The organism is Lentimicrobium sp. S6 (assembly GCF_013166635.1).
Lineage (GTDB): Bacteria > Bacteroidota > Bacteroidia > Bacteroidales > UBA12170 > UBA12170.
In genome coordinates, this window is record NZ_JABKBZ010000001.1 from 72,340 (window position 1) to 97,416 (window position 25,077).

At 35.5% G+C, this 25,077-nt stretch carries 21 protein-coding genes; 9 read left to right on the forward strand and 12 right to left on the reverse strand.

The annotated features are described in order from the left end of the window. Nucleotides 1-6: 6 nt before the first annotated feature. Nucleotides 7-1,905: a [Fe-Fe] hydrogenase large subunit C-terminal domain-containing protein gene (locus HNS40_RS00345; protein WP_172276048.1), complete on the forward strand. Its 1,899-nt coding sequence runs from the start codon at nucleotides 7-9 to the stop codon at nucleotides 1,903-1,905. After that, nucleotides 1,898-3,088 carry a SpoIIE family protein phosphatase gene (locus HNS40_RS00350; RefSeq protein ID WP_172276050.1) on the forward strand — a complete coding sequence of 397 codons (1,191 nt, stop codon included), beginning with the start codon at nucleotides 1,898-1,900 and terminating at the stop codon, nucleotides 3,086-3,088. The genes HNS40_RS00345 and HNS40_RS00350 overlap by 8 nt, the downstream gene beginning before the upstream one ends. Nucleotides 3,089-3,265: 177 nt before the next feature. On the opposite strand, the gene HNS40_RS00355 is transcribed toward HNS40_RS00350, so the two are convergent. Both HNS40_RS00355 and HNS40_RS00360 read right to left on the reverse strand, forming a co-directional pair. Next, the gene (locus HNS40_RS00355) at nucleotides 3,266-4,312 is read right to left on the reverse strand and encodes a hypothetical protein (RefSeq protein ID WP_172276052.1); all 1,047 of its coding nucleotides are present in this window, start codon (nucleotides 4,310-4,312) and stop codon (nucleotides 3,266-3,268) included. A gap of 3 nt (nucleotides 4,313-4,315) precedes the next feature. Next, nucleotides 4,316-5,638: an OmpP1/FadL family transporter gene (locus HNS40_RS00360; protein WP_172276054.1), complete on the reverse strand. Its 1,323-nt coding sequence runs from the start codon at nucleotides 5,636-5,638 to the stop codon at nucleotides 4,316-4,318. A gap of 292 nt (nucleotides 5,639-5,930) precedes the next feature. Here HNS40_RS00360 and HNS40_RS00365 point away from each other — a divergent pair, with 292 nt between their 5' ends. From HNS40_RS00365 to HNS40_RS00380, 4 genes are all read left to right on the forward strand, one after another. After that, a complete protein-coding gene (locus tag HNS40_RS00365; protein ID WP_172276056.1) occupies nucleotides 5,931-6,311 on the forward strand; it encodes a hypothetical protein in 381 nt (126 codons plus the stop codon). A gap of 500 nt (nucleotides 6,312-6,811) precedes the next feature. Further along, nucleotides 6,812-10,171: an isoleucine--tRNA ligase gene (gene ileS, locus HNS40_RS00370; protein ID WP_172276058.1), complete on the forward strand. Its 3,360-nt coding sequence runs from the start codon at nucleotides 6,812-6,814 to the stop codon at nucleotides 10,169-10,171. A 25-nt stretch (nucleotides 10,172-10,196) separates the two neighbouring features. Beyond that, nucleotides 10,197-10,589: a TraR/DksA C4-type zinc finger protein gene (locus HNS40_RS00375; RefSeq protein WP_172276060.1), complete on the forward strand. Its 393-nt coding sequence runs from the start codon at nucleotides 10,197-10,199 to the stop codon at nucleotides 10,587-10,589. An 80-nt stretch (nucleotides 10,590-10,669) separates the two neighbouring features. Continuing rightward, the gene (locus tag HNS40_RS00380; RefSeq protein ID WP_172276062.1) at nucleotides 10,670-11,272 is read left to right on the forward strand and encodes a lipoprotein signal peptidase; all 603 of its coding nucleotides are present in this window, start codon (nucleotides 10,670-10,672) and stop codon (nucleotides 11,270-11,272) included. Between the two features lie 555 nt (nucleotides 11,273-11,827). Here the strand turns inward: HNS40_RS00380 and HNS40_RS00385 are convergent. Continuing rightward, nucleotides 11,828-12,406 (reverse strand): glycoside hydrolase family 20 zincin-like fold domain-containing protein, encoded by a 579-nt coding sequence (locus HNS40_RS00385; RefSeq protein WP_172276064.1) that lies wholly within the window; start codon nucleotides 12,404-12,406, stop codon nucleotides 11,828-11,830. A gap of 103 nt (nucleotides 12,407-12,509) precedes the next feature. Here HNS40_RS00385 and HNS40_RS00390 point away from each other — a divergent pair, with 103 nt between their 5' ends. Beyond that, complete coding sequence (locus tag HNS40_RS00390) at nucleotides 12,510-12,746, forward strand: PspC domain-containing protein (RefSeq protein WP_172276066.1); 237 nt, start codon at nucleotides 12,510-12,512, stop codon at nucleotides 12,744-12,746. A 441-nt stretch (nucleotides 12,747-13,187) separates the two neighbouring features. On the opposite strand, the gene HNS40_RS23635 is transcribed toward HNS40_RS00390, so the two are convergent. From HNS40_RS23635 to HNS40_RS00405, 3 genes are all read right to left on the reverse strand, one after another. After that, nucleotides 13,188-13,355, reverse strand: a complete 168-nt coding sequence (locus HNS40_RS23635; protein WP_172276324.1) for an MBL fold metallo-hydrolase — start codon at nucleotides 13,353-13,355, stop codon at nucleotides 13,188-13,190. 573 nt (nucleotides 13,356-13,928) lie between these two features. Next, on the reverse strand, nucleotides 13,929-14,597 hold the full coding sequence (locus tag HNS40_RS00400; RefSeq protein WP_172276068.1) for a peroxiredoxin: 669 nt from the start codon (nucleotides 14,595-14,597) through the stop codon (nucleotides 13,929-13,931). Nucleotides 14,598-14,618: 21 nt separating this feature from the next. Beyond that, nucleotides 14,619-15,086, reverse strand: coding sequence for a Dps family protein (locus HNS40_RS00405; RefSeq protein WP_172276070.1), 468 nt, complete (start codon nucleotides 15,084-15,086; stop codon nucleotides 14,619-14,621). A gap of 170 nt (nucleotides 15,087-15,256) precedes the next feature. Here HNS40_RS00405 and HNS40_RS00410 point away from each other — a divergent pair, with 170 nt between their 5' ends. Further along, the gene (locus tag HNS40_RS00410; protein WP_172276072.1) at nucleotides 15,257-16,201 is read left to right on the forward strand and encodes a hydrogen peroxide-inducible genes activator; all 945 of its coding nucleotides are present in this window, start codon (nucleotides 15,257-15,259) and stop codon (nucleotides 16,199-16,201) included. 137 nt (nucleotides 16,202-16,338) lie between these two features. Further along, nucleotides 16,339-16,713 (forward strand): NifB/NifX family molybdenum-iron cluster-binding protein, encoded by a 375-nt coding sequence (locus HNS40_RS00415; protein ID WP_172276074.1) that lies wholly within the window; start codon nucleotides 16,339-16,341, stop codon nucleotides 16,711-16,713. A 61-nt stretch (nucleotides 16,714-16,774) separates the two neighbouring features. On the opposite strand, the gene HNS40_RS00420 is transcribed toward HNS40_RS00415, so the two are convergent. The 6 genes from HNS40_RS00420 to HNS40_RS00445 all read right to left on the reverse strand — a co-directional run bounded on the left by HNS40_RS00420 (nucleotide 16,775) and on the right by HNS40_RS00445 (nucleotide 25,077). Then, nucleotides 16,775-18,736, reverse strand: a complete 1,962-nt coding sequence (locus HNS40_RS00420) for a DUF3857 domain-containing protein (RefSeq protein WP_172276076.1) — start codon at nucleotides 18,734-18,736, stop codon at nucleotides 16,775-16,777. A gap of 35 nt (nucleotides 18,737-18,771) precedes the next feature. After that, entirely contained in the window at nucleotides 18,772-20,685 is a 1,914-nt protein-coding gene (locus HNS40_RS00425) for a transglutaminase family protein (protein WP_172276078.1), read from the reverse strand. A gap of 333 nt (nucleotides 20,686-21,018) precedes the next feature. Next, nucleotides 21,019-22,803: an NADH-dependent [FeFe] hydrogenase, group A6 gene (locus HNS40_RS00430; protein ID WP_216663635.1), complete on the reverse strand. Its 1,785-nt coding sequence runs from the start codon at nucleotides 22,801-22,803 to the stop codon at nucleotides 21,019-21,021. A gap of 21 nt (nucleotides 22,804-22,824) precedes the next feature. Further along, a complete protein-coding gene (locus HNS40_RS00435) occupies nucleotides 22,825-23,991 on the reverse strand; it encodes an NADH-ubiquinone oxidoreductase-F iron-sulfur binding region domain-containing protein (protein ID WP_172276080.1) in 1,167 nt (388 codons plus the stop codon). 24 nt (nucleotides 23,992-24,015) lie between these two features. After that, nucleotides 24,016-24,474, reverse strand: a complete 459-nt coding sequence (nuoE, locus tag HNS40_RS00440) for an NADH-quinone oxidoreductase subunit NuoE (RefSeq protein WP_172276082.1) — start codon at nucleotides 24,472-24,474, stop codon at nucleotides 24,016-24,018. A 408-nt stretch (nucleotides 24,475-24,882) separates the two neighbouring features. Continuing rightward, a complete protein-coding gene (locus HNS40_RS00445; RefSeq protein WP_172276084.1) occupies nucleotides 24,883-25,077 on the reverse strand; it encodes a PspC domain-containing protein in 195 nt (64 codons plus the stop codon).

Genomic DNA, 25,077 nt, shown 5'->3' on the forward strand with positions numbered 1-25,077 from the left:
TAAACTATGGATGACTATTTGATGAAAATCAACATTGAAAAATGTGTTTTATGCTATGCATGCGTAAGAAATTGTCCAGTAAAAGCTATTGCAGTATCCTCCCAAGAAGATCCCCCTATTCAAATTATTAATGATAGATGTGTAGGTTGTGGGGCTTGTTATGAGGTTTGTCCTTATGATGCTGTTGAATATAAAAGTAGTGAAAAAGAAACCAAGGAATCCTTAAAAAGCAAAGAAGCCGTTATCGCTCTTTTGGCGCCTAGTGTAGCAGCTGAATTCCCTGATATCACTGACTATAGGAAGTTTGCTCAAATGCTTCATCAACTTGGTTTTAACAAAGTATATGAGGTAGCACTTGGAGCTGATCTAATTGCTAAAGAATATAACGAACTATTTAAAAAATCACGTGGGAAATATTACTTGACTAGCAATTGTCCAGTGGTAGTGTCCAATGTGGAGAAATTTCAGCCCGAATTAATTAACAACCTTGCTCCAATAGTTTCGCCATGGGTAGCCATGGCGAAGGTGTTAAAAAAAGAATATGGTGATGCTTGTAGAATTATATACGTAGGTCCATGTATAGCTGCTAAAGAGGAGGCCAAGAGATATGCCGACCAAGTAAAAATTGATGCTGTTCTAACTTTTGAGGAATTGCGTAAAATGATCGACGAGTCAGGTTTAGTGGAGAAGAATTTGAGTTATGCTGAGTTTGATGGACCTATTGCCAACAAAGGATACTTGTATCCTATAAGTAATGGGTTGCTCCAGATTATGGAGAAATCGGAAGACTTAATGGATTCCAAAGTCATTACCTGTGAAGGTCATGTGGATTTTGTAAATTCACTTTCAAACTTTAATAACGATGTCACTGAAATCAAAAAGCATTTAAATATCTTTTATTGCAACGGTTGTATTTCTGGTCCTGGAATCAAGAAAACTACAAGTAAGTTTGTGAAGCAAAATAAAATAGTAGAGTTTGCCAAAAAACGCAGAAAAGACTTTGATCAAAAGAGTTGGGAAAAAGCAATGCAGTCTTATGGAAAAATAGATTTTTCTGCCAGTTTTGAGCTTAACGATCAAAGGATAGCCACACCTTCAAGCGAGGAGGTTGATAATATATTAGGGACTATCGGTAAAAATAACGACCATAGTGAAAATGGTTGTGGCGCTTGTGGATATAAAAATTGCACTGAATTTTCAATTGCTATTAGTAAAGGTTTGGCTGAACCAGACATGTGTTTTACCTATACTTTCCGTAAGAATAAGCAAACCATAATGGAATTGAGTAAAGCCAATCAAAAAATGGAAGAAACCAAAGCCCAATTAGAAACCAGTAAAAGAGAAGCTCATGCTGATAAACTAGCCATGGAAGAAGCTCATCAAATTACGCACTCTATGCTTCAGGAATTGCCATCAGCCATAGTTATTGTTGATAAAAAGTTAAAAATTATTCAGGCCAATAAAGGCCTAATCGATTTGTTGGGAACTGATGCTAAAGACATAGCAGAAGTAATACCAGGTTTGGTGGGTGCCGATCTTAAGAGCTTTATTCCATTCAATGTTCAAAAGCTTTTCAATTTTGTGTTGAACTCTAGTGATAATATTATCAATAGAGATATTCATTTGAATGATGAAATTTATACTGCTTCTTTCTTCTCTATTAAGGAAAAAGAAATAGTTGGAGCGGTATTAAGGAATATGCAACAGCCTGAAATTCAGAAAGAACAAGTTATAGAGCGTGTTACTGAAGTCATTGATAAAAATCTGGAAATGGTACAAAAAATAGGATTCTTATTGGGAGAGGGTGCTGCAGAAACCGAACAGATGCTCAACTCAATTTTGCAAACCTATAAGCAAGCCCCAAGTCAAGAAACACAATTTAACATCAGTAAACTAAATGAATAATCTGGAAAATAGTATTCATATTGATGTCAATTGCCAGCAAATCAATCACGAAGGTGAGCGTATTTGTGGAGATGTTTTTGTGAGTAAAAAAATAGAACAAGAGAATAGAATCATCTGCGTATTATCTGATGGAATGGGGCATGGAGTCAAAGCAAATATGCTGGCTACTCTTACGGCTACTATGGCGGTTAATTTTGCCAAAGAGCATAAAGAACCAACCAAGATTGCCGAAATTATTATGAAGACACTTCCTGTTTGTAGTGTTCGACAAATTAGTTATTCCACCTTTACTATTATCGATATTGAAATAGGTGGGCGGGTTTCTATTTTAGAATATGATAATCCACAATGCACCATCTTTAGAGGAAGTGAAATATTTGATCCAGGGTGGCAATGTCTTCTTCTAGAGGAGGGGAAGAACAAGAAAGAATTACTCTATACATCATTTGAACCTCAAAAAGAAGACAGAATATTGTTTTGGTCAGATGGAATTGCTCAGTCAGGTTTAGGTAGCGAAAGGTATCCTTTTGGATGGGGAGTAAGTGATGCGGTGAAATTTGTTCGTGATAAAATAGCAAAGAATCCAATTATTTCGGCTCGTAAGCTGTCAGTACTTACTGTTAACAAAGCTTTTCAGAACGATCTCTATCATTCCAAAGATGATACCAGTACGGCCTGTATTTATTTTAGAGAACCCAGAAAACTACTACTCAGTACTGGACCTCCCATTAGGAAATCATCGGACAAGGAATTAGCAGAAATAGTGAGGAGTTTTCCAGGAAGAAAGGTTGTTGCAGGTGGAACCACCGCTGATATTATTGCTAGGGAATTCGGTGTGAAGATAGTGGATAGTCTAGATTTTGACGACCCCGATTTACCGCCAGAATCACACATGGATGGAATCGATTTAGTTACAGAAGGAATTTTAACTCTGAGCAAAGTGGCCAACATCCTTAAAAACTATACCAGTGATCAGGATTTGGGTGATGGCCCAGCTGACAAAATGGTGAAGATGTTTATCCGTAGTGATGAAATACATATTCTCGTTGGTACGAAGATTAATATCGCTCACCAGGATCCAACACTGCCAGTTGAATTAGAAATTAGAAGAACCGTGGCCAAAAGGATAGCTCGTCTTCTTGATCAGAAGTTTTTAAAGGGTGGGAGTGTGAAGTTTATCTAGTTCTTGTCATAATATGCCAATTTTTTCGTTACGCTTGTTCTGAAAACAGACATTTACAAAAGTAAACTTACTGTTATTCAGGGATTCGCAAGTCTTAAGTTTGACGTCTTCTGAGCAAGAACACACATTTTGCTTAAACTAGAAAACCTCTCATTATTAATGAAAACTTTTAGTATATTATTTTAGGAACACCCGCAAATAAATAGGATGGTGATCGGAAAACTTAAATTTCTGACTCACCGTATTGGCACGCAAAACCGTAACATTGGGGCTGCAAATGAAGAAGTCTTTAATGGTGGTATTTAATGCGGAATGCCTATAAGCTTCGTGTAAAACCCTTGAAGTAGGAATGCTGTTTTGATACTCAAACTTCCAGCCATTAAAATATTTTTCGGAATCAAGTTCTGGATAAGCAACCTTGCCTTTATAATCGTAGCTTATTTTGTATTGCTTAAAATGAGGAGGGTTCATATTCCAACCTCCACCAATGATCACATAATTCCCTTTTAGATATAGTTTTTGAGCTAAATTTTCTACTTCCCTTAGCTGAGCCAAGCGAATTTCTCCCATATAATCGTAGCTATTTAAATGCACATTAATAATATAGAGGAAACCATCATCTAAAGGGTACTTAGCCACATCCATGCATTTCTTTGCCGTGAATAATTTTTTTGGCCAATAGAAATCCTTATCGCTGAGTGCCATTCGCTCGTGTGACCCTGCTCCTTTACTACTCATGCTCACCATACCAGAATAAACTTTGCCCAAGGGTTGATTGAGAGGAACAGGAATATATGGAACCGCAAAATTAGGACAATAAACTGATTCATATCCTCTTAGCCTCCTCCGAATTTCTTCCACCTGATTTATGCCATATGCTCTTTTCGATGCGCTATCTACCTTGTGAAAAAGAAAGACATCAGTACTGTCTTTATAAGATTCGATGGCATTTAAAATCTGATGAAAATTGGATTTACTCTTATCTTCCTCCAATTGAATCCTTATACCACCAGAATAGAAGAAATCCATTTCGGCTGGCATACCTCCATAACTGATATTCCAAAGCAATACTCCCAAGGAGTCGCCGATTTTGCTTGAGACAGGGTCGACGACCCTAAGTTTTTCTTGAGGATGGTATTCATGATACTGTATCCAAGAAAGGAAGGAGATGACAGCTGTAAAGCCAATAGCTGCTATGGCGATAATGAGAGGTTTGAGTTTCAAGGTTTAGAATTCTACAGCGACTTCAAACAATAGGTTCTGGGCTGTTAGATCCATAAATTGAGCATTGTCCATCACATTAAAGCCAGTGGCTGTTTTTTTGAAACCTTTCACTATCGCAAAGCTTATGTTTTGCTCACCAATATCTCTTGAAAATCCAAAGCTCACATGGTCGGTAATTACATCAGGCATCATCATATTTAAAAGGAATTCTGATGCTACAAGAGTTAAGTCGCTATATTGGTAACCAACTCTAAATTGCCATTTTGGGATGCTATATTGTATACCGAATTTATAAGTCATCTGATCTGTTCTTCCGAAGCCTCCTCCATTTTCGCCACCAAGAGAAACAGCACCTTTCTGTTTCATGGCCAATCCCCATGCTGGAACACCACTATGACATATTCTATTCATGTCTAAAGCCATTAAAAAACGATCAAAGGGATGGTAAACTAATCCGATACTCCACTCAGATGGGATATCTAGTTTTCCAGATTCACTAATTAACCCTTTATACTCGTCCATGGTCGTCATATATAGCTTGGTTCTAAAGGCTACACCAGCTTGAAATTTTTTAGAAACATTCCATTGTACACCTAATTTCCCGCCAACACCAAATGAGTTGGCTGTTTCGTTATTGGTAAGCTCATTTGGGAATTCTGAATAGTGTAAACTTCCAAAGGCTTCTAGACCTCCAGCGCTAAACGATTGCCAAGCTCCAACTAGGCTGATACCAATTCCTAGTTTGTCTCCAAATTTTCTAGAGTAAGAGAGGGCAGCAAAGTATTGGTTGAGTTTCATAAAAGTAGGATAGCTTACTGTTCCCATAGGATTGATAAATCCTTCGCTACTACCAAAATCTGCTATCACAGGACTATAATATGTTTTTGCAGCATATTCCTTGCCTTTATTTCCATTTCCATAGATGCTGATTCCTATGCTATTATTGTCATCAAGACTCATATTAAATCCAATTTGAGGAATCACCAAGACTTTATTTTCGGAATCTACTCCTCCTGTTTTGATTCCTAAAGGCCATATACTAGATTGAGTTTGTTCAAATTCTGTTGGTTCCCCAGCTACAAAATAGGAAGCTTTAGGCATGGCAATCTCGATACCAATTCCTAATTTTTGCCCTAGGAATACTTGCCCGCCAGGATTGGAATTTCCCCATATGGAATTCTCTACAATAGCAGTTCCAGCTCCTGCCATTGATTTAGCTCTAGGGCCATAAGCCAAATTAGATTGAGCTTGTATCTGACTTACGAATAAGAGCAAAGCCACAAGGAAAAAAGGAATGGAAAATTTAGATAGATTTTTTGTCGTCATAGTATCAAATTTTAAAGCATAAACTTAAAGGATTATTTTCTTCATTTCTATAAAAGACCCTATTCTTTTTCAACAGTTGTTTTGTGATAATAGGAATATGTGAATTATTGTCATCAAGAAAATTCCGATAACTGCGTTATACAATTTTTGAAAACAGCCATTTACAAAGGTAAACTCCTTTATTTGCAGAAATCGTAGCCTTGTTCTCGAAGCTTTCCTATCAGACACAAAAAGTAATATTCAGTTTTCTTACAAAAACTAATTAATTATATTTGACTCAATAAAATAGAATATGGAAAATAATAGACACGAAACTGAAATGCCAATGGCAGTAGAAGAATGGGGATGGAAATACCATCATTTGGGAGTTCCAACTAAAGAGAAAAAGCCAAACGAGCATTACTTACCACAGTTTAAGTTTTATGTTTCTGGTTTTTCCACTAGTCCTTTTGGTGTGGAGTGGATGCGTTTTGATGAAGATTGTGAAATGCACCCTTTAATTCAAACCATTCCTCATTTGGCATTTGTGGTAGATAATCTCGATAAAGAATTGCTTCGTCCAGAGCTAAATTTGCTCAATCCACCTAATCTACCCATGGAAGGATTAAGGGTAGCTATGGTAGAACATGATGGTGCTCCCATCGAATTAATGGAGTTTTCTGAGTATCCATAGTAGTTAAGGATAAGAATGAAATTCAATCCTTTTTGTATAAATAGGCAAACGAATACCAGAATGTTTAATTTATTGTTAAAAACTTGACACGGTGGCTTTTTAGGCCTACTTTTGTACAACTAAATTAAGGAAAGCAACTTGTTTAAGTTGTAGTTTTTTTCATATTTTTTTATTTGGTTAAATGTGTTTATATGCGAGAAGTCGTCAGTAGCCCTACTGGCGACTTTACTTTTTTTATGAGGTTTTGTTTTTAGATTTCTGATCAATTTCCACTTTTTTTCTAGTCCTAATTTACTATTATATTTTTATGCACGATAAATTTCACCTATGATAAATTTCACGTACGATAGATATGACCTACGATAAAATCATAGTATATCTACACTTTAAAGACCCCACACAAAAACCCACCCAACCAAAGCAAATTTTTCATATTTTTGCAAACTTTTATTATAAGATGTAAATACAACCAGTCCAATCATTTATAAAGAGAATACAGGATGGCAAAATATAAAGATTACAAAAATTTAAACCTCACCAATATTGCTGAGGAAACGCTCAAATTTTGGAAAGAACAAAATATTTTCGAAAAGAGTTTAGAAACCCGTAAAGAAGGCGAGCATTTCGTGTTTTATGAAGGACCTCCATCAGCGAATGGAGTACCTGGAATTCATCATGTTATGGGTCGTGCCATTAAAGATATCGTCTGTCGTTACCAAACTTTAAAAGGAAAATATGTTTCTCGTAAAGCGGGTTGGGATACCCATGGTTTGCCAGTGGAAATTGGAGTAGAAAGAAGTCTTGGAATCACTAAAGAGGATATTGGTAAGAAAATTACCGTTGAAGAATACAATCAAGCTTGTCGTACTGAGGTGATGAAGTATAAAGACCTTTGGGACGATTTAACCGTAAAAATGGGATATTGGGTTGACCTCGATGATCCATATATTACTTTCGATAATAAATATATAGAGTCGGTTTGGAATCTTTTATCTAAGATTAACAAGAAAGGCCTCCTCTATAAGGGATATACTATTCAGCCATTTTCGCCTGCTGCTGGAACTGGTTTAAGTACTCACGAACTCAATCAACCCGGTTGTTATAAGGATGTAAAAGACACTACCCTTACAGCTCAGTTTAAAGTAGTGAGAAACGAAGATTCTGAAAGGCTTTTTGCCGATGTGGAAGATGAATTGTTCTTCTTAGCTTGGACAACTACTCCTTGGACTCTTCCATCAAATACTGCTTTGGCCGTGGGTAAGAAAATCGAATATGTGAAGATTAAAACCTTCAATCCATATACTCATCTACCAATTACTGCAATTATTGCTAAGCCTTTAATGGGGAAATACTTCCCAGAAAAGAATGCCGAGCTTAAACTAGAAGAATACGAAACCGGACAAAAAGCCATTCCTTTCCAAGTGATAGGAGAATGTGTGGGAACAGATTTGGCGGGTATTCGTTACGAGCAATTATTGCCTTATGCACAACCTGAAGACGGGGATGCTTTTAAAGTCATTATTGGCGATTTTGTAACTACTGAAGATGGTACTGGTATTGTTCATATTGCGCCTAGCTTTGGTGCGGATGATTTTAAAGTGGCTCAACAAAACGGAATTGGTGCTTTGACTATGGTTGAAAAAACCGGTCGTTTCAACGAGGAAATGGGTGAGTTTGCTGGGCGTTTTGTGAAAAGCGAATATTATGCTGATGAAGATCCATTGCGCAAAGAATCGGTGGATGTTGAAATTGTAATCAAGCTAAAGAAAGAAAACAGAGCTTTTAAATCTGAAAAATATACCCACTCTTATCCTCATTGTTGGAGAACCGATAAGCCTATTTTGTACTATCCTCTAGATTCTTGGTTTATTAAAACCACAGAGGTGAAGGATAAAATGATAGACCTAAACAAAACCATCAACTGGAAGCCAAAAGCTACTGGTGAAGGTCGTTTTGGTAATTGGCTCGAAAATCTAGTAGACTGGAACCTTTCTCGTTCTCGCTTCTGGGGTATTCCTCTTCCAATTTGGACCAGTGAAGATCGCACAGAGCAAATTGTTTTGGGTTCTGCTGAAGAGTTGAAAATAGAAGTAGATAAAGCTTATGCTGCTGGTGTAATGACTGAGAATCCAATGGAAAACTTTGTTCCTGGAAACATGAGCAAAGAAAACTATGAGACTTTCGATTTCCACCGTCCCTATGTAGATAAGATAGTATTGGTATCAGAAACTGGTCAGAAGATGTTCCGTGAGCCAGACTTGATTGATGTTTGGTTCGATTCTGGAGCTATGCCATATGCGCAATTGCATTATCCGTTTGAAAACAAAGAATTATTTGAGCAAAACTTCCCTGCTGACTTTATTGCCGAGGGTGTGGATCAAACTCGTGGATGGTTCTTTACCTTACATGCGATTGCATCCATGTTATTTGATGGTGTAGCCTTTAAAAATGTGGTTTCCAATGGTTTGGTATTGGATAAAAATGGAAATAAAATGTCGAAACGATTGGGCAATGGTGTTGATCCTTTCGAGACATTAGGAAAATATGGGCCAGATGCCACACGTTGGTATATGATCACCAATTCTCAACCTTGGGATAATTTGAAATTTGATGTGGCTGGTATTGATGAGGTGAGAAGAAAATTCTTCGGAACATTGCATAATACCTATGCTTTCTTCTCATTATATGCCAATATTGATGGTTTTACCTATGCGGAGGATGATATCGAATTTAGCCAACGACCAGAAATTGACAGATGGGTGCTTTCTGAATTAAACTCTTTAGTAAAAGAGGTTGATGAGGCATTTGGAGTATTCGAGCCCACAAGAGCTGGAAGAGCCATAGCACGTTTTGTTGACGAGCACTTAAGTAACTGGTTTGTTAGATTGAGTAGAAGAAGATTCTGGAAAGGTGAATATTCAGAAGATAAGATTTCTGCTTATCAAACCCTTTATACTTGCTTAGAGACTATTGCTATCATTAGCTCTCCAATTGCACCATTCTTCACAGATAACTTGTTCCGCGATTTAAATGCGGTTTCTGGAAAACGTAGCGAGGAAAGTATTCACCTTTGCATGATGCCTGTGGCCGACGAATCTAAAATAGATAAAGACCTAGAGGAGCGTATGCAAATGGCACAGACCTATTCTAGTATGGTTCTTTCCATGAGAAAGAAAAATAAAATTAGAGTTCGTCAGCCATTAAATAAAGTAATGATTCCTATTTTGGATGAGCGCTTCAAAGATCAGGTAGAGAAAATTACCGATTTGATTCTTTCTGAGGTTAATGTGAAAACATTAGAGTTTATGACAGAAGACAGCGGTATGTTGGTAAAGAAAATCAAAGCCAACTTTAAAGCCTTAGGTCCTAAATATGGTAAGATGATGAAGCAAATAGCTGCTGCTATTTCTCATTTTAGCCACGATGATATTAAGCAATTAGAAAACGAAGGTGTTTATCATATTGATATCAATGGTGTAGATGTAGCGATTGAAGTCAGCGATGTGGAAATCACTACCGATGATATTCCTGGATGGTTAATTGCCACTCAAGGGGCATTAACTATTGCTTTGGATATTACGCTCACTGAAGAGTTGAGAGAGGAAGGTATTGCTAGAGATATCGTGAATAAGGTTCAGGGTTTGAGGAAGGATAAAGGCTTTGAGGTGACAGATCAGATTCATATAACAATTCAGAAACAGGTAGAAACTGATAATGCTATCAATAATAATAATTTGTATATTTGCTCAGAAACACTCGCATCAGAGCTAAAGCTGGTTGACACAGAATTGATAGGTGGTGAGGAAGTAGAATTGTCAGATTCTATTAAAGTGATAGTAAAAGTAGAGAAAATCAGCTAGTTACAAATCATTTAAATATTGCATTATGGATACTGAAACAAAAAAGAGCCGTTATTCGGATAGTGAATTACAAGAGTTTAAAGAAATTATTCAAGGTAAAGTTGCCAAGGCAAAAGCTGATTTAAAAATGCTTACCGAAGCATATATCAACAATAACGACAATGGCACTAACGATACTTCTCCTACTTTTAAAGTATTAGAGGAGGGCAATGCTGTTTTAACAAAAGAAGAAAACAGTAAATTAGCATCTCGTCAAGAAAAATTCATTCAGAGTTTAGAGATGGCCTTGATTCGTATTGAGAATAAGACTTATGGTATTTGCCGTGAGACTGGAAAATTAATTCCTAAAGAACGTTTGAGAAGTGTTCCTCATGCTACTTTAAGTATTGATGCAAAATTGAATAGACCTCGTATCTAAACTGATACGATTAAAATATTATATGGAAGCATTTTGATTGAAAATCTCAAAATGCTTCTTTTTTATTAAAAGACAATAAATTGAAAAAAGCAGCAATAATTGTATTTCTGGTACTTTTAGTAGATCAGATTTTAAAGATTTATATCAAAACCCATTTCCATTTAGGTGAGGAAATTCATGTGATGGGAGATTGGTTCATTATTCACTTTACTGAGAATCCCGGAATGGCTTTTGGCTATGAGTTGGGTTTCTCTTGGGGGAAATTAGCTTTGAGCCTTTTTAGAATTGGAGCCATCATTGCTTTGGGCTTTTATATCGCTCATATTGTGAAGCGAAAATCTCCTGCAAGCTTTGTTCTAAGTATTTCTTTAATTATGGCTGGAGCTTTAGGAAATATGATAGATAGTGCCTTTTATGGAATGATTTTTAGCGACAGTATGTTTCATGAGGTTGCAACGGCTTTCCCCGAAGGAGGTGGCTATGCCAGCTTTTTACATGGTAAAGTAGTAGATATGTTCTATTTTCCTTTATTTAGCTTTACTTGGCCCGAATGGATGCCATGGTTAGGTGGGCAGATGTTTACCTTCTTTCAGCCTGTATTTAATGTAGCGGACGCTTCTATCACTATTGGTGTAGCTTTGATATTGTTATTTCAGAAGAGCTTTTTTAAGAAAGACGAATAGCGGTTTTTTTATTCGAGATTTATAGAGAAGCCATTGCATTTGTAATGGCTTTTTTGCTGTGCTTTTCACTTTGGTTTCTCCTTATACAATAGCCGATGCCCTATGGGCAATGCTATTTAATAAATAGTAAACTAAGAGGAAAAAGCTACCGCGTAGCGGTTCAGCTCATGTATAAAGTACTTGCTAAAGTTTTCCTATTCCCCATAGGGGATTTGCTTTAATTGTACTCTATCTTTTATTGAAGTTTATAGAACATATGCTCTACGAGCAATAAAATATTTCTTTTCTCCATATACAATAGCTGATGCCCTATGGGCAATGCTTTTCTATAAATAGTAAGTTGAGAGGAAAAAACTACCGCGTAGTGGTTCAGCTCATGTATAAAGTATTTGCTAAAATTTCCAATTCCCTGTAGGGGATTTGCTGTAATTGCGCTCATCTTTTATTGATTCTTAAATTCAAGTAGTAAATGCAACTTTTCGATTTAGAGGCGAAATTATTAATTTTTCAAAACAGAAAGAGAGAAGAACTCTCCTTCATGTTTTGGTGGTTTGCTTACCTTACCGCTTCCAATCGCGAAAAAAGAAGTTGTATGGCACACTTAACCGAATCACAAAGGTACACCATTTCATGCCATTGTCGGGCTAAATCTAGCATAAAGCCTCTATAATTGGCATCAGGACTGTCTATAATTTGTAAAACTGGAAAAGTCAAAAAAGCATCTTGCTTTATCACCAAGTGAAGCAAACTATTTTTAGCCATAGCTAAAGTTTGATAAATTACTCCTCTCATTTCAATTTTATTGCTGATACTAATTTGATATTCTTCTTTTTCAAGGGAATTATCTAATTCAAAAATCACATCACTATTAGGGCTCATTTCTTCTTCTTGCTCTAGTTTTAAGCCTGTGATCAATTCCAGCTTCTCAGAGAATAATTGGAGGAGGCCTCCGATTTCTTCATTTGGACTAAAAGATTTGCTCTCTGCTGTTAAAATTAAAGTTTGAGTAGAAGCAATGAGTTCTTTGAGTTGGGGGAGAAGACGAATTTCTAATTTTTGCTCAATAACCAGATTACTGCTATCGCAAGAGATGAAGATTAACAACAAACTAAAAAAGAGAATAAAGTTTTTCATTTAAAGAAGTGTTTTGGCTTTTTTTCAGCCATCAAATCTACAATGTTTACAGATTTTGGGCGCGATTATTAGTGTTAAAATCACATATTAATCATGATTAGATATGCCTACAAATTTAGACCCTAAAACTATAATTTTCTGCAAATGTGTAAAACTGAAAAAGTCTATTATATTTGCCAAAACAAAAATTATGATATTAGGAGTTTCAGGTTGGTTAGGGAATAAGTTGGGGATCAGTGAGAAAATAATAAGAATAGCATTTGTAGTAGGTGCATTATGCTTTGGGGTTGGAGTCGGGCTTTATCTTATTCTTTGGGTTGTTAAGGTTTTAACTAAATAGCCTTTTATTTTTTCTGATACTTTGCAAGTTCTTTTTGCAAGAGTTTTCTTCTAATTTCTTTTCAATGATTAGGCAGGAATAGTTGAACTCTTGTACTTAGGAGTTTTTCCTAAGACTGCACCATATCTTTCTGATTATTGGCAAATGGAGGTTTACCTGAGTTTAGGAAGATGTCAAAAAAAGTATCTTTACTATAGTTATCTCCTCGTCAACTATTAAGCTGATAGAACTATCTGTGCGACCTGGACTTAAATTATCATTTTTTCTTCACTTTCAAGAATACCAGCCTCCTTTATTAAAATATCGAGAGATAATACTAAATAACTGAAGCTCTTTTTTGGTAATTTCTGGCAAAAGGGAAATCCAATTGGTGAGTAAAGAAGTCCCTAAGGGAAGTGGGGTAAACCCATCTTTCGTATAATTTCTTTCCTCTTCACTTAGTCATATTTTGCACTGGAATTTATCCTTCAGCTTAGCAGCATTCAAATAATGATCGCAGTGACTATGGGTAAGAAATAGATATTTTAAAGGATGTTTTGAATTACTTAAGATTTCCAAACCCCTAATGAGTTCATCATCAGCAGAAACCTTTCCTGTATCGACTAAAATTTGAAATTCCTTGGTCTAGATAAGAAAAGAATTATTTCTATAATTTAGCACCTATGTAATCTGAGTACCCTTTTGAGTCTACCAGGTTTTGTTTGCTAAAAAATTAAATAATGATTCCAAAAACCAATCTGTCTTGTACTTTTGGTAGATGTAATTTCCATCATTATTATTCCCCATATCTAAATAATAATGGGCATCTTACCAATTATCCAAATAATATACTCCCTTATTGGTTTAAAAGAGGTTCACATGTCTAGCTTACATACTCTAAAATCTAATTATTGAAACACCTCTCCCATAAATATATAGTAAGAAGCCTAGTCTAAAGAAGTATTTTTATACCGATGACTAATCAGTATTGTTTAAGGCGCATTTTAAACTACACTTAGTTATATAACGATGATCTATTACCTTAGCTTTAAAGTCAATAAAAAGGCATTATTACCTTCTAATTGGTTAATTGTAAAAGAATAAATTTAACAAGGTGCTGAAATAAAAAATACTGCCAATTAAAAAAGAGCCGAAATACAATCTCGGCTCCTAAATAATTCATTTGGTTAGTATGTTTTAATATTACTTCAATTCTTTATGACATAACCACCAATCTAAACATTCATGCTCACCAGCTTTGGCTTTTTCAATGCGATCTTTTGCATCAGTAACATTAGTTGCTGGTGGAACAATTACTCTAGCTCCAAAATGCTCGTTATTTGGCCACTGGGCTGGCATAGCTACTTTATTGGCATCTGATACTTGCATACCTTCTAAAGCTCTTAAAATCTCATCCATATTTCTTCCCAATTCCTGTGGATAATAAAAAATGATTCTGAATTTACCTTTTGGGTCAACAATAAATACCGCTCTTACCGTATTGCTTCCTTTACCAGGATGAATGATTCCTAAATCTTCAGCTACTTTACCAGTATCGGCAATAATAGGGAACTCGATTTGTACATTCATATTGTCCTTAATCCACTCTTCCCATTTAATGTGAGAGAAAACTTGGTCAACGCTCAATCCTATCAACTCGGTGTTTAAAGCTCTGAATTTATCGTAACGCTCTTGAAAAGCCACAAATTCAGTAGTACATACAGGAGTAAAATCTGCAGGATGACTAAATAATACGAACCATTGTCCTTTGTAGTCTTCTGGTAAATTCTTAATTCCGTGAGTAGTTTGTACGGTCATATTTGGGAACATGTCACCTAATAAAGGCATTCCTTTTCTTACTTTTTCTTCCATGATTATTTGTTTTATTTGGGTTTATTTATTTAAGAATGCTGAATACATCCATATTGCTTTCTCTTGTTCTCTGATATAATCGCTCATTAAACCATTAGTACCTTCATCATTGGCATCGCCACTTTTTTCTAAAATCGCTCTTTGCTTACTAATAAACAAAGTCAATCCATCTAGAATGCTTTCCACATTTTTTAGCCCGTCATTGGTTTGAATGGCCTCCTCTATTTGTGATACCTGAAGATATTTTGAAAATCTATATTCTGGCTCAAAACCTAAGGTTAAAATACGTTCTGCTATTTCATCAATCTTCAAATTCAAGTCATTATACAACTCTTCAAACTTCACATGCAATTCAAAGAATTTTTCACCTTTTATATTCCAATGAAATCCTCTCACATTGGTATAAAAAACTTGATAATTGGCTAATAAATCATTTAGCATTGAACTTAATTCCTGGGCTTTATGTTTTTTAATTCCTATTCTATTCATCTTTATTCCTTTCTTTTTAAAAATACGGATTATATATTCTTTACTACTTGTTAATCTGATAATTATATCACACTTATTTGTGACTTATTTAAGGCAAAGATACAGCCTGAAAGCACATTTGTCAAATCGATAATATTTAATACCTAATAGATTTTGTCTATATTTGCTGCATGATTAGTTTAATACAATTAGAATATATAGCAGCGGTAGATACCTATCGCCACTTTGCCACTGCCGCCGAAAAGAGTTTTGTCACACAACCCACCTTGAGTATGCAAATCAAAAAACTAGAGGAGGATCTAGAGGTTATCATTTTCGACAGAAGTAAACAACCGGTGGTTCCTACCTTGGCAGGAGAAAAGTTAATTGCGCAAGCACGAGAAGTTTTAGCAGAAGCTCAAAAATTAGATTTGATAGCTCGAGAAAGCAGAAAGGATGTTAGCGGAGCATTAAAAATTGGAGTTATTCCTACCATCTCACCCTACTTGCTGCCACGGTTTTCTGGTGCATTCCGAAGAAAATTCCCTAAAGTGGAGCTAAAAGTTACTGAAATGGTCACCGAGAGAATTTCTGAATATTTAAAAAAGGGAATCATTGATGTGGGAATTTTAGTCACTCCCCTGCATGAAACGGGTATATTTGAAAAGCCTTTATACTATGAGGAAATGCTCATCTATTCCAATAAAAACCATGAATATATGCAGCAACCTGTGATTAATGTTTCGGCCATGCATACCAATGATATTTGGCTCCTCAACGATGGTCATTGTTTTCGCCATCAAGTAGTCAACCTCTGCGATATTCACCATTTCGAAAGCAGCGATTTACCCTTTGAATTTGAAGGAGGAAACCTAGATACCCTCATTAAAATTATAGACATAGAAGGCGGCTATACCCTAATCCCAGAACTGGCTTGGTACGATTTAGATGCCCAAAGAAAGAATCAGGTGAGGCATTTTGAAGATATGGTTCCACTTAGAGAAGTAAGTTTAGTATATACTCGTAAATATCAAAAGTCGAGGATTATTGAAGAGCTCAGTAAAGAGATCCAAGTTTGTATTCCCAAGCCGCTTATAAAAAAAGAAAGAGGTAGTTTGGTAGAGTGGAAAAGCTAAGCCATCTGATTTGTCAATTTCAAAAAAATATATAATTATAATAAACATATGTTCATTATAATTTATATTTTTGCAATCCTTTATTCCTAATCTTGAATGAAGACAAATTATAATCATCACCATAACGAAAGATAAACATGAAGATCGCAATACCTACAAGAGGAAACATAGTGGATGGACATTTTGGCCATTGCGAAGCCTATACTATTATCACCGTTGATAATAACAAAAAAATTGAAAAGACCGAGATTTTACCTTCCCCACAAGGATGCGGATGTAAAAGTAATATCGCAAGTGTATTGAAAGATTTGGGCGTTACCGTAATGCTTGCTGGAAATATGGGAAATGGGGCATTAAACGTACTTCACCAACAAGGTATTGAAGTTGTTCGAGGTTGCCAAGGAGATATTCTATTAGTAGCTCAAGCTTATTTGGACGGAAACATTGGTGACTCAGGAATCAGTTGCCAACAGCATGAAGCACAAGGCGAAGGTCATGTTTGTAATCATTAAATAATATCAAATGGCGAGAATAATAGCATACTCTTTATTATTCTATTTTACTGCAATTGAATTATTCGGTAGAACTACTTTCTGTGGGCTGAAGAACTAAGCTTTTATATTTTAAATCGGCCATTTGATTGATGACTGTTCTTATCTTTTCATAATCTGCGGCAGGATAAGATGACTTAGTAAAATACTCAGTTACCTTATAAACTAACAGCTTCTCGTTTAACTCATAATTCGACGCTAACCCTGCTTGTACTTCACCTTCCTCATTGGTGTATTTAACATCCTCTATTAAATCTTCTAGATTAGCAATTTGATAGTTCTCAGGGATTTCAACCTTGATAATATATGATTTTTTAATGGGATTACCCATGTCAATATCTTGACTTCGCTCTTCTTCTTCTTTGTACAAATCACTTCGTGTTTGGAACAAATATCCAAGATTAAAAATCAAGTCGTCAGCCCCTTTTTCAATCAACATATCGCTAGATAATTGGTATGTAAATATTAATGGCTTCACAATGGTATCCTTCCAGCTCAGGGTATCATTAATGATTTCACTATCATGAACGGTAACATTTACAGAACTCCGTTTGCCTTTTTCCTTTAAAAATTCTTTTCTTTCCTTCTTATCCAGATAAGAAAGCAGCCTTCGATATTGCGCGGCCCAATATCCCTTATAATGCGTTTGCCAATTTATTTCGACAATATGGTCATCAACCAATCTTAAGTGTATATGATATTTAGCATTAGACCTAGAAGTGTCTACTGGTATTATACTTTGATAATAGGAACCAGAGCTTTTTTTGATAAAATAGGCTTCTTGGGAAATATAATTTGTTTTCACTATGCCTAAGGGGTAAAACTCCGAATAGGGTTCTAAGTATTGGCCCGAATTAGGAAAATAAAACAATGTTTTATCTACCATATAAGAAAAAGGATAATCTGAAGAAAATTCCGTGAAAGTTTTATCACCAGTAAGCAATATTTCATACTCAATACCTGCTGCTTCGTATAATGCTGATTGTAAAATCAACATTCCAAAAGTAGTAGGGACAGTTTTATATCTAATAATATTATGTAAATTATATTCAGCATAAGTATATGCATAAGTTATGTTTATACTATCGTTACAGTATTTCTTGATATAGTTTATTTTTTGTTCATCGGAAGCATCGGACAAAGGAAAGGTCTGATATAGCTTGAGCGCCTTCTTCTTTTCTGACTTTGAAAACTGCATACAATAATCAAAAACACTATTATACTTTTTCCTCCATTGGGTAAATGGAGTAGCATCACTTCCACCCATAATTGCATAGGATATTTTCATTCTATGGGGAGTATTATTGGTGTACTTTTCTCGTTTTATGGGTTCCACGTTTTTTAAATCGGCATACCATGCCTGTCTACCATCTGAATCTACTTCTAATTCAGGGAAACCATTATACGATTTTATAAAAACTGATAAAGCACCATGTGCAACCAATTCAAATCGTCCTTCCTGAATGGGATAATCATTATAATATATTTCTATATGAGACTTGCTAGGATATAAATTGAGCGTATATTTATATTCTATCTCCCCTCCAATTTCGGCTCCTTTAATAGCAAAGACCTTAAAATCGCCATATCCCTCTAAATTGTCAATCTCATACAAATCATTTTGATTCATTACAGTTACTTTTCCATTTGGTGAAATAAATCGTACTTTAAAATCAACTATTTTCCTGACACCATACATGGGAATAGCTACTTTGTTATAATCTTCGAGTCCGATATCCGTATTAATTCTAATCAACTTATAAACTGTTTTTTGCAAAGTGGAGGGCCCCAAACCTTTATACTCAAATATTTTAATGCTTTTTAGTTCTACAGCATCCTCATCGGCATAGCGAGAATCTACAGGACTCAAAGCAGTGCTATCTTTGAAATTATACTGCTTCCATCTGTTTCTTTGAGCAAATACACTTTGAGAAACCATTATAAAAACTAGAAAAAGGAATATATATTTAAGAATATTCTTCATTTTTAATGTTGTTTTGATTGGAGATTAGATTTTGATTAATGGCGTTGAAGGACTATTACTTCTCTATAAGCTTTCTTGAGTTCACTTACGAATTGATTCCAGTTATTGAAATCGTTTTTCTTAATCCTTCTACTTTTTAAGATAATCTTCCTATTCATCATCAACTTATTATCTACCAATTCATATTCAAGATTAAACTGATAATCGTCAAAATTGATTTGCCTATTTGGTGGTAAATAACTTATGCCATAATCCTCAGGTATTTCGTAAACCATATAATAATCATCTGTAAATGGAATATCGAATAGATAATCGAATTTACGCTGCGCTATGTCTATTTCATCATCATCAAAAGGAAGGGTAAAATGCAGGTTTAAATATTTCTTATCTCCAACACTTTGTCCATATTTGCTCAAGCTAAAGTCGTAGGATACCTTCATGGAATCTGTTCTATCTTTTATTCCAGAATATTCTATATTCTCCAAAAGAGCTTTGTTTGTAGCCTTTTTCAAATTTTCAGCAATAAAATCGACTACTTCGTCCTTCTTTAATGGAAAAGCCATTTCTATGGTATGTTTAATGCTTCCAGTTAATTCAATATCTGCATGGCCTTTTAAAACACCATCCTCTTCAAACAAATAGGTTTTATCCAATAAGATATTTGCTGATGCAGAATCTACTGGTACTTTGTGTATAATAAAATCTTTTGGTCCTAATGAAATTAATACTTCTTTTCCTTGAATATAGTAGGGTGCCTTATATAACTCTCCAAAGCTATTGGTGGCATCTAGCAACTTATATTTATCCTTTGAGCCCACTGCTAAAATCATATGATTATCTGTTGATGTAGTGAAGTTTTCCGCATAGGTATAAGGCAAGTCCTTGGTTCCAACCCAGCAGTAATAACTTTCCACTCCAGATGCTTTTAATATCTCTTTTGTGAGGTTGGTCATGGCCTTACAATCACCATACCTATTTCTCAACACATCTACGCAGTCATCAGGGATAAAACCACCCAAGCCAATAGATGTATTAATATATTTTATATTTCTCTGCACCCATTGAAAAACGGCTCTAATTTTCTCATCCTCATTATGACAGGTATCTGTGATTTCATGAGCTATTGCATTAATGCTTTGTTTGGACTTATAATTAGTTTGTTTTACTAAGGTCCTATACCATTTATGTAATGAAGCAACGCTATCGAGGAAAGGAAATGGAACATCTTCTCTAATAATAGTTTTTACATAAAAGATGATTTTTGGACTTAACTCCTGGAATCCAGGACCATTGTCTTCTAAATCGAAACTAGCAACAGTGTCCATTTCCCATTTATACTCTACCAATCCACCCACTTCTTTTTTGGTGAATTCAAATGAATAGGAATCGGGACCATGATAATTCCATCCCAATATAATATTGGGTTCACATCTGATAATCAATCGTGATTTTAAACATGAATGCTCTTTAACAAATAAATACGGGGTAAAATAAAGTGGGCCATTAATATTTCTATCATAATCTAAAACTAAATTTGACCCTCTTTTTGCATCCAAAAAATAAACCTCTTGATTTGACATATCAGCGTATAAATCGGTGCTTTCCATCAAGCTTTCGACTTCTGGTATATAGGCCATCTTATTATCACTACCCATTTTAGAATTTAGAGTAGATCCCTTAATATTTACTGCCGGGCTTAATGAACTATAAAATATATTATCCAGCCAATAATCATTTGGATTATCATTATTAATAATCATTTTCTTGGAATAAACATGTTTAGTGATTTTTAGCGAAGTAGAATAATCGCGAATGGTAATTAGATCGCTTCTTAAAATATTTACTGCATCTTCTTCCGGAAATACTATTTCTAATTCTTCAGGACTTTGAGGAAAGGTATTTAAAAAAGTAAAAACGAGTGAAATGAGTAGTATAAATGTCTTTTTCATAGATTTTGATATTGCTTGTACATTAAAACAGGCTAATATAGAAATATATATTATACAGTTAGATTTGATATACAACCAAATTTGTAAAAATAGAAATGGTCTAAACTCTTGAGAACAATAATAAGTTTATAAAAAAAGAAAATTAAAGTCCAAAATATTCTGTAATTGATAAATATAATGATCTTCTATGATTATGGCAAAAGTATTACCCTTAAAGAAAGTAAATAGAAGGTTTTAAACATATATAAAAAGGCCTCCAAATGGAGGCCTCAAACTCATTAAAACGTATAAATTATACCAAACAACATTAATTTGGCACATGGCAATTTTAGTCTAATAATGTTGGCGCTTTCTATAAGTGGTATGTAAGAGATTGTGTGATACATGACTCAGTGGCTCTTTCAAGAAGTCCTTATATATGGTTTTTATGGCGGGATTATCGTGCGACTTTCTAAGGTTCATATTCATATCCTCTTCATAAATGGCAGCTACTCTTGCTTTTCTAATAGCCTCATTGGTAGGAATAGGCTGCCCTCCTCCTCCAATACATCCACCAGGGCATGCCATCACCTCGATAAAGTGATATGGCGATTCACCAGCTGCAATTTGATCCATAATGATTCTTGCATTAATTAAGCCATGGGCTACAGCAACTTTCATTTCTACTCCTTCAAGGAATGACCATTCGGGAAGCGCTCCTTCAATTTTTATAGCTGCTTCTTTAATGCCTTCCATACCTCTGACCGGTATGATATTCAAATTTTCGAAAGGTACTTCTTTGCCTGTTACTATCTCGTATGCTGTTCGTAAAGCAGCTTCCATCACTCCTCCTGTGGCTCCAAAGATGACTCCTGCACCAGTAGACTCTCCCATGATACTGTCATAGGAAGACTCTTCTAATTCAAGGAAGTTTAAGCCTGTTTGCTTGATCATATGGCCTAGTTCACGGGTTGTTAAACCTGCATCAATGTCTTGGAATCCACTGTCTTTCATTTCACCTCGATTGGCTTCGAATTTCTTAGCAGCACAAGGCATAATAGCAACACTTACGATGTCTTTAGGATCAATACCTTTTTTATCGGCGTAATATGTCTTTGTTAAGGCTCCGAACATCTGTTGAGGTGACTTGCAAGTAGAAAGATGGCCTAAATGTTCTGGATATAAATGTTCACAGAACTTCACCCAACCAGGACTACAAGATGTTAATAAAGGAAGTTTAATGGTATCATCTTTGTCTACCAAAGCTTTCTTCAGGCGGACTAATAATTCGGTGCCCTCCTCAATAATCGTTAAATCCGCAGAGAAATCAGTATCCAAAACGGAATCTACTCCCAAACGACGCATGGCAGTAACCATTTTACCTGTTACACGAGTACCAACAGGGTAACCCAACATTTCGCCAAGGGCTACACGCACAGAAGGTGCTGTATTCATCACTACGTGTTTGGTAGGATCTCCGATAGCCTCCCATACTTCATCGAAATAACGTCTTTCGGTGAGTGCTCCAGTGGGACAGCGGTTTACACACTGCCCACAGTTGGTACAGACCACATCTTTTAATGGCAGATCGTGGAAAGTACTAATTTTCATATCCTTTCCCTTATGGCTGACCGTTAGAGCATTCACATGTTGTAATTCAGAACAAGTTCTTACACAACGTTGACAACGTACACATTTACTGTCATCTTTCTCGATAGACCAAGATGACCTATCCACTTCAATATTAGGCTTTAATATACTTAGATACCTATTATTATCAATATTAAATTCTGCCGAAAGGGTTTGAAGTTCACAATTGGTACTTCTATAACAAGTGGTGCATTGTGTATTATGCTCCGATACCAACATAGCGATGATATCTTTACGGGCGTTTCTTACCTTAGGGGTATTTGTCCTTACCTCCATTCCATCTTGAGCTGGAATAGCACAAGAAGCCTGAAGGGCTCTAGATCCAGCTACTTCAACCACACATACACGACAGTTACCTGCCACGCATAAATCTTCGTGATAGCAAAGGGTTGGAATTTTTACATTTATCTTTTTGGCAGCATCGAGTATGGTTTTACCCTGTTCTATTTGAACCTTCTTGCCGTCTATAGTTAATTTAATTTTTGACATGATTTTCCTTTCGTTTTGCGATTAATAAATCATTTCCTCGCGGAAGTTGGTTACTATTGATGAGAACGAATTAGCCACAGACTGACCCAAACCACATTTTGAAGCTATCTTCATGGTTTCGGTGAGTTTGATAAGTTGATCTAGGTATTCTGATGGCATTTGTCCTTTTTTCACATGCTCAATTCCTTTGATCAACTGTTGGGTTCCAATTCTGCATGGCGTACACTGACCACAAGATTCTTCAGCAAAGAATTCTAGATAATCATTTAGTACATTAAACATGGATCGGGTTGAATTGAAAATCATCATAGATCCACCTGTTGGAATTCCTTCGAATCCAATAATGGTTTCTTTGAAGAGTTTACGGGGGACACAATGACCTGAGGCTCCTCCAACTTGAACAGCCTTAGTGTCTCCATCGCCGAATTCCTCTACAAAATCGGCCACATTTAATCCCAGTTCTAGTTCATGAATTCCAGCTTTGGGTGTATCACCAGATACGGAGAATACTTTACTACCTCTAGAATCCATTGTTCCAACTGCCTTAAACTCATCCACACCCATATTTATAATCATGGCTGTATAGACTAAGGTTTCAACATTGTTAATCACGGTAGGCTTTCCATTATAACCAGATTTGGTTGGAAATGGGGGCTTGTTACGTGGCTCTCCTCTTCTTCCTTCCATAGATTCGAAAAGAGCGGTTTCTTCACCACAGATATAAGCTCCGCTACCAGAGCGAATACTAACTGCAAAATCTAAACCTATTTTGCTCAAGCTATTGTTAAATTCATCTATTTGAGCATTAAGCTTTTTCAATAAGAAATTATATTCTCCTCTTAAGTAGATGATTCCTTCTTTAGAACCAATGGCATAAGCACAAATGGCCATACCTGATAATACTTTATTAGGAACCACATCTAGGATTTCTCTATCCTTAAATGTTCCTGGTTCTCCTTCATCTGCATTACAAATGACATACTTGGTGTCTGCCACCTCATCTTTTGCAAATTTCCACTTCATACCAGTAGGGAAACCTGCGCCTCCTCTACCTTTCAATCCGCTCTCAATGATCGAAGACACCACTTCTTCTCGTGTCATCTTCAATGCCTTTTTGACCACTTCAATGGGCTCACAACCCGCGCAATCAAAAATAAAATCGACTCTTTGTAATTTTTTTGATACCATTTTTATTTTTTTTGGGGTTAATGACTAGCAATATTTATCTAAAATATTAACTATTTGATCTGGGTCTACGTGAGGGTAAACATCGTCATTGACGAGCATCACTGGACCCTTGTGGCACCAACCCAAACAGTTGGCGGCTAGGAGTGTAAACTTCTTGTTCCTACTAGTTTCACCTTCCTTAATTTTTAAATGGTTCTCAATAGCCTCAATTACTCGCTGTTTGCCCTTCATTTTGCAAGTAATGGTTTTACACACTCTGATGATATTTTCACCACGGGGTTCCGTTTCTAAGAATGTATAAAACGAAGCGGTTCCGTAAACATCGGCCGACGATAAATTTAACGCCTTAGCAATTGCGATCATTGCAGTGTCCGATAGGAAATGTTCTTCTTGAACAACGCCTTGCAAAACGGGTAAAAGACTATTTCGAGTCTTACCATGTTTTGAAACCAACTGTTCAACTAATTTTTCTGTATCTGCCATATTGAATTGATTAAGAGTATTGTTATTTGAATAACAAATATAAATTTTCAATTGTTATTTGAATAACAATCAAAAACAATCTTCAATATTTATACTTATTCTAAATAAGTATGTTTTATATAATATTGTGTATCAGATACATAAAAATATAGCACGTTTCATATTTAGAAAGATACCGGTTTTATTTATTTAATACGAAATAGCAGTTTATCGTAATTTAATAGGTGTTTTACTGATTTTACGCCATATTTTATCCTTTTATAATCGTTTTGCTGAATACTATAACATATATTTATACACATGACTAAAAGTCAATAACAAATCTTTAAACAAAAAAAATAACAGTTTCTTATGGTAAAGAAACTGTTATCAATTCTGTAAATATACTTCTGATAAATACTGTGAAGATTAAAACACCTTTTCCGGAATAATTATCCAACAAATAAGATAAAGTAACACTCCAAAACCTCCAAACAGAACCATCAATAACCAAATAATTCTGATGATGGTATAATCCAGGTTAAAATAATCACCTAATCCCGTACAAACTCCTCCTACCACTTTTCCTTGTGGGTTCCTAAATAATCTTTTTCCAGTACTCAT

Coding starts and splice junctions, on each gene's coding strand:
- HNS40_RS00415 (WP_172276074.1), top strand. CDS start 16,339: ATGAAGATCGCAATACCTACAAGAGGAAACATAGTGGATGGACATTTT.
- HNS40_RS00350 (WP_172276050.1), top strand. CDS start 1,898: ATGAATAATCTGGAAAATAGTATTCATATTGATGTCAATTGCCAGCAA.
- HNS40_RS00345 (WP_172276048.1), top strand. CDS start 7: ATGGATGACTATTTGATGAAAATCAACATTGAAAAATGTGTTTTATGC.
- HNS40_RS00390 (WP_172276066.1), top strand. CDS start 12,510: ATGCCTACAAATTTAGACCCTAAAACTATAATTTTCTGCAAATGTGTA.
- HNS40_RS00420 (WP_172276076.1), bottom strand. CDS start 18,736: ATGAAGAATATTCTTAAATATATATTCCTTTTTCTAGTTTTTATAATG.
- HNS40_RS00445 (WP_172276084.1), bottom strand. CDS start 25,077: ATGAGTACTGGAAAAAGATTATTTAGGAACCCACAAGGAAAAGTGGTA.
- HNS40_RS00400 (WP_172276068.1), bottom strand. CDS start 14,597: ATGGAAGAAAAAGTAAGAAAAGGAATGCCTTTATTAGGTGACATGTTC.
- nuoE (WP_172276082.1), bottom strand. CDS start 24,474: ATGGCAGATACAGAAAAATTAGTTGAACAGTTGGTTTCAAAACATGGT.
- HNS40_RS00435 (WP_172276080.1), bottom strand. CDS start 23,991: ATGGTATCAAAAAAATTACAAAGAGTCGATTTTATTTTTGATTGCGCG.
- ileS (WP_172276058.1), top strand. CDS start 6,812: ATGGCAAAATATAAAGATTACAAAAATTTAAACCTCACCAATATTGCT.
- HNS40_RS00410 (WP_172276072.1), top strand. CDS start 15,257: ATGATTAGTTTAATACAATTAGAATATATAGCAGCGGTAGATACCTAT.
- HNS40_RS00365 (WP_172276056.1), top strand. CDS start 5,931: ATGGAAAATAATAGACACGAAACTGAAATGCCAATGGCAGTAGAAGAA.
- HNS40_RS00405 (WP_172276070.1), bottom strand. CDS start 15,086: ATGAATAGAATAGGAATTAAAAAACATAAAGCCCAGGAATTAAGTTCA.
- HNS40_RS00375 (WP_172276060.1), top strand. CDS start 10,197: ATGGATACTGAAACAAAAAAGAGCCGTTATTCGGATAGTGAATTACAA.
- HNS40_RS00385 (WP_172276064.1), bottom strand. CDS start 12,406: ATGAAAAACTTTATTCTCTTTTTTAGTTTGTTGTTAATCTTCATCTCT.
- HNS40_RS00425 (WP_172276078.1), bottom strand. CDS start 20,685: ATGAAAAAGACATTTATACTACTCATTTCACTCGTTTTTACTTTTTTA.
- HNS40_RS00430 (WP_216663635.1), bottom strand. CDS start 22,803: ATGTCAAAAATTAAATTAACTATAGACGGCAAGAAGGTTCAAATAGAA.
- HNS40_RS00360 (WP_172276054.1), bottom strand. CDS start 5,638: ATGACGACAAAAAATCTATCTAAATTTTCCATTCCTTTTTTCCTTGTG.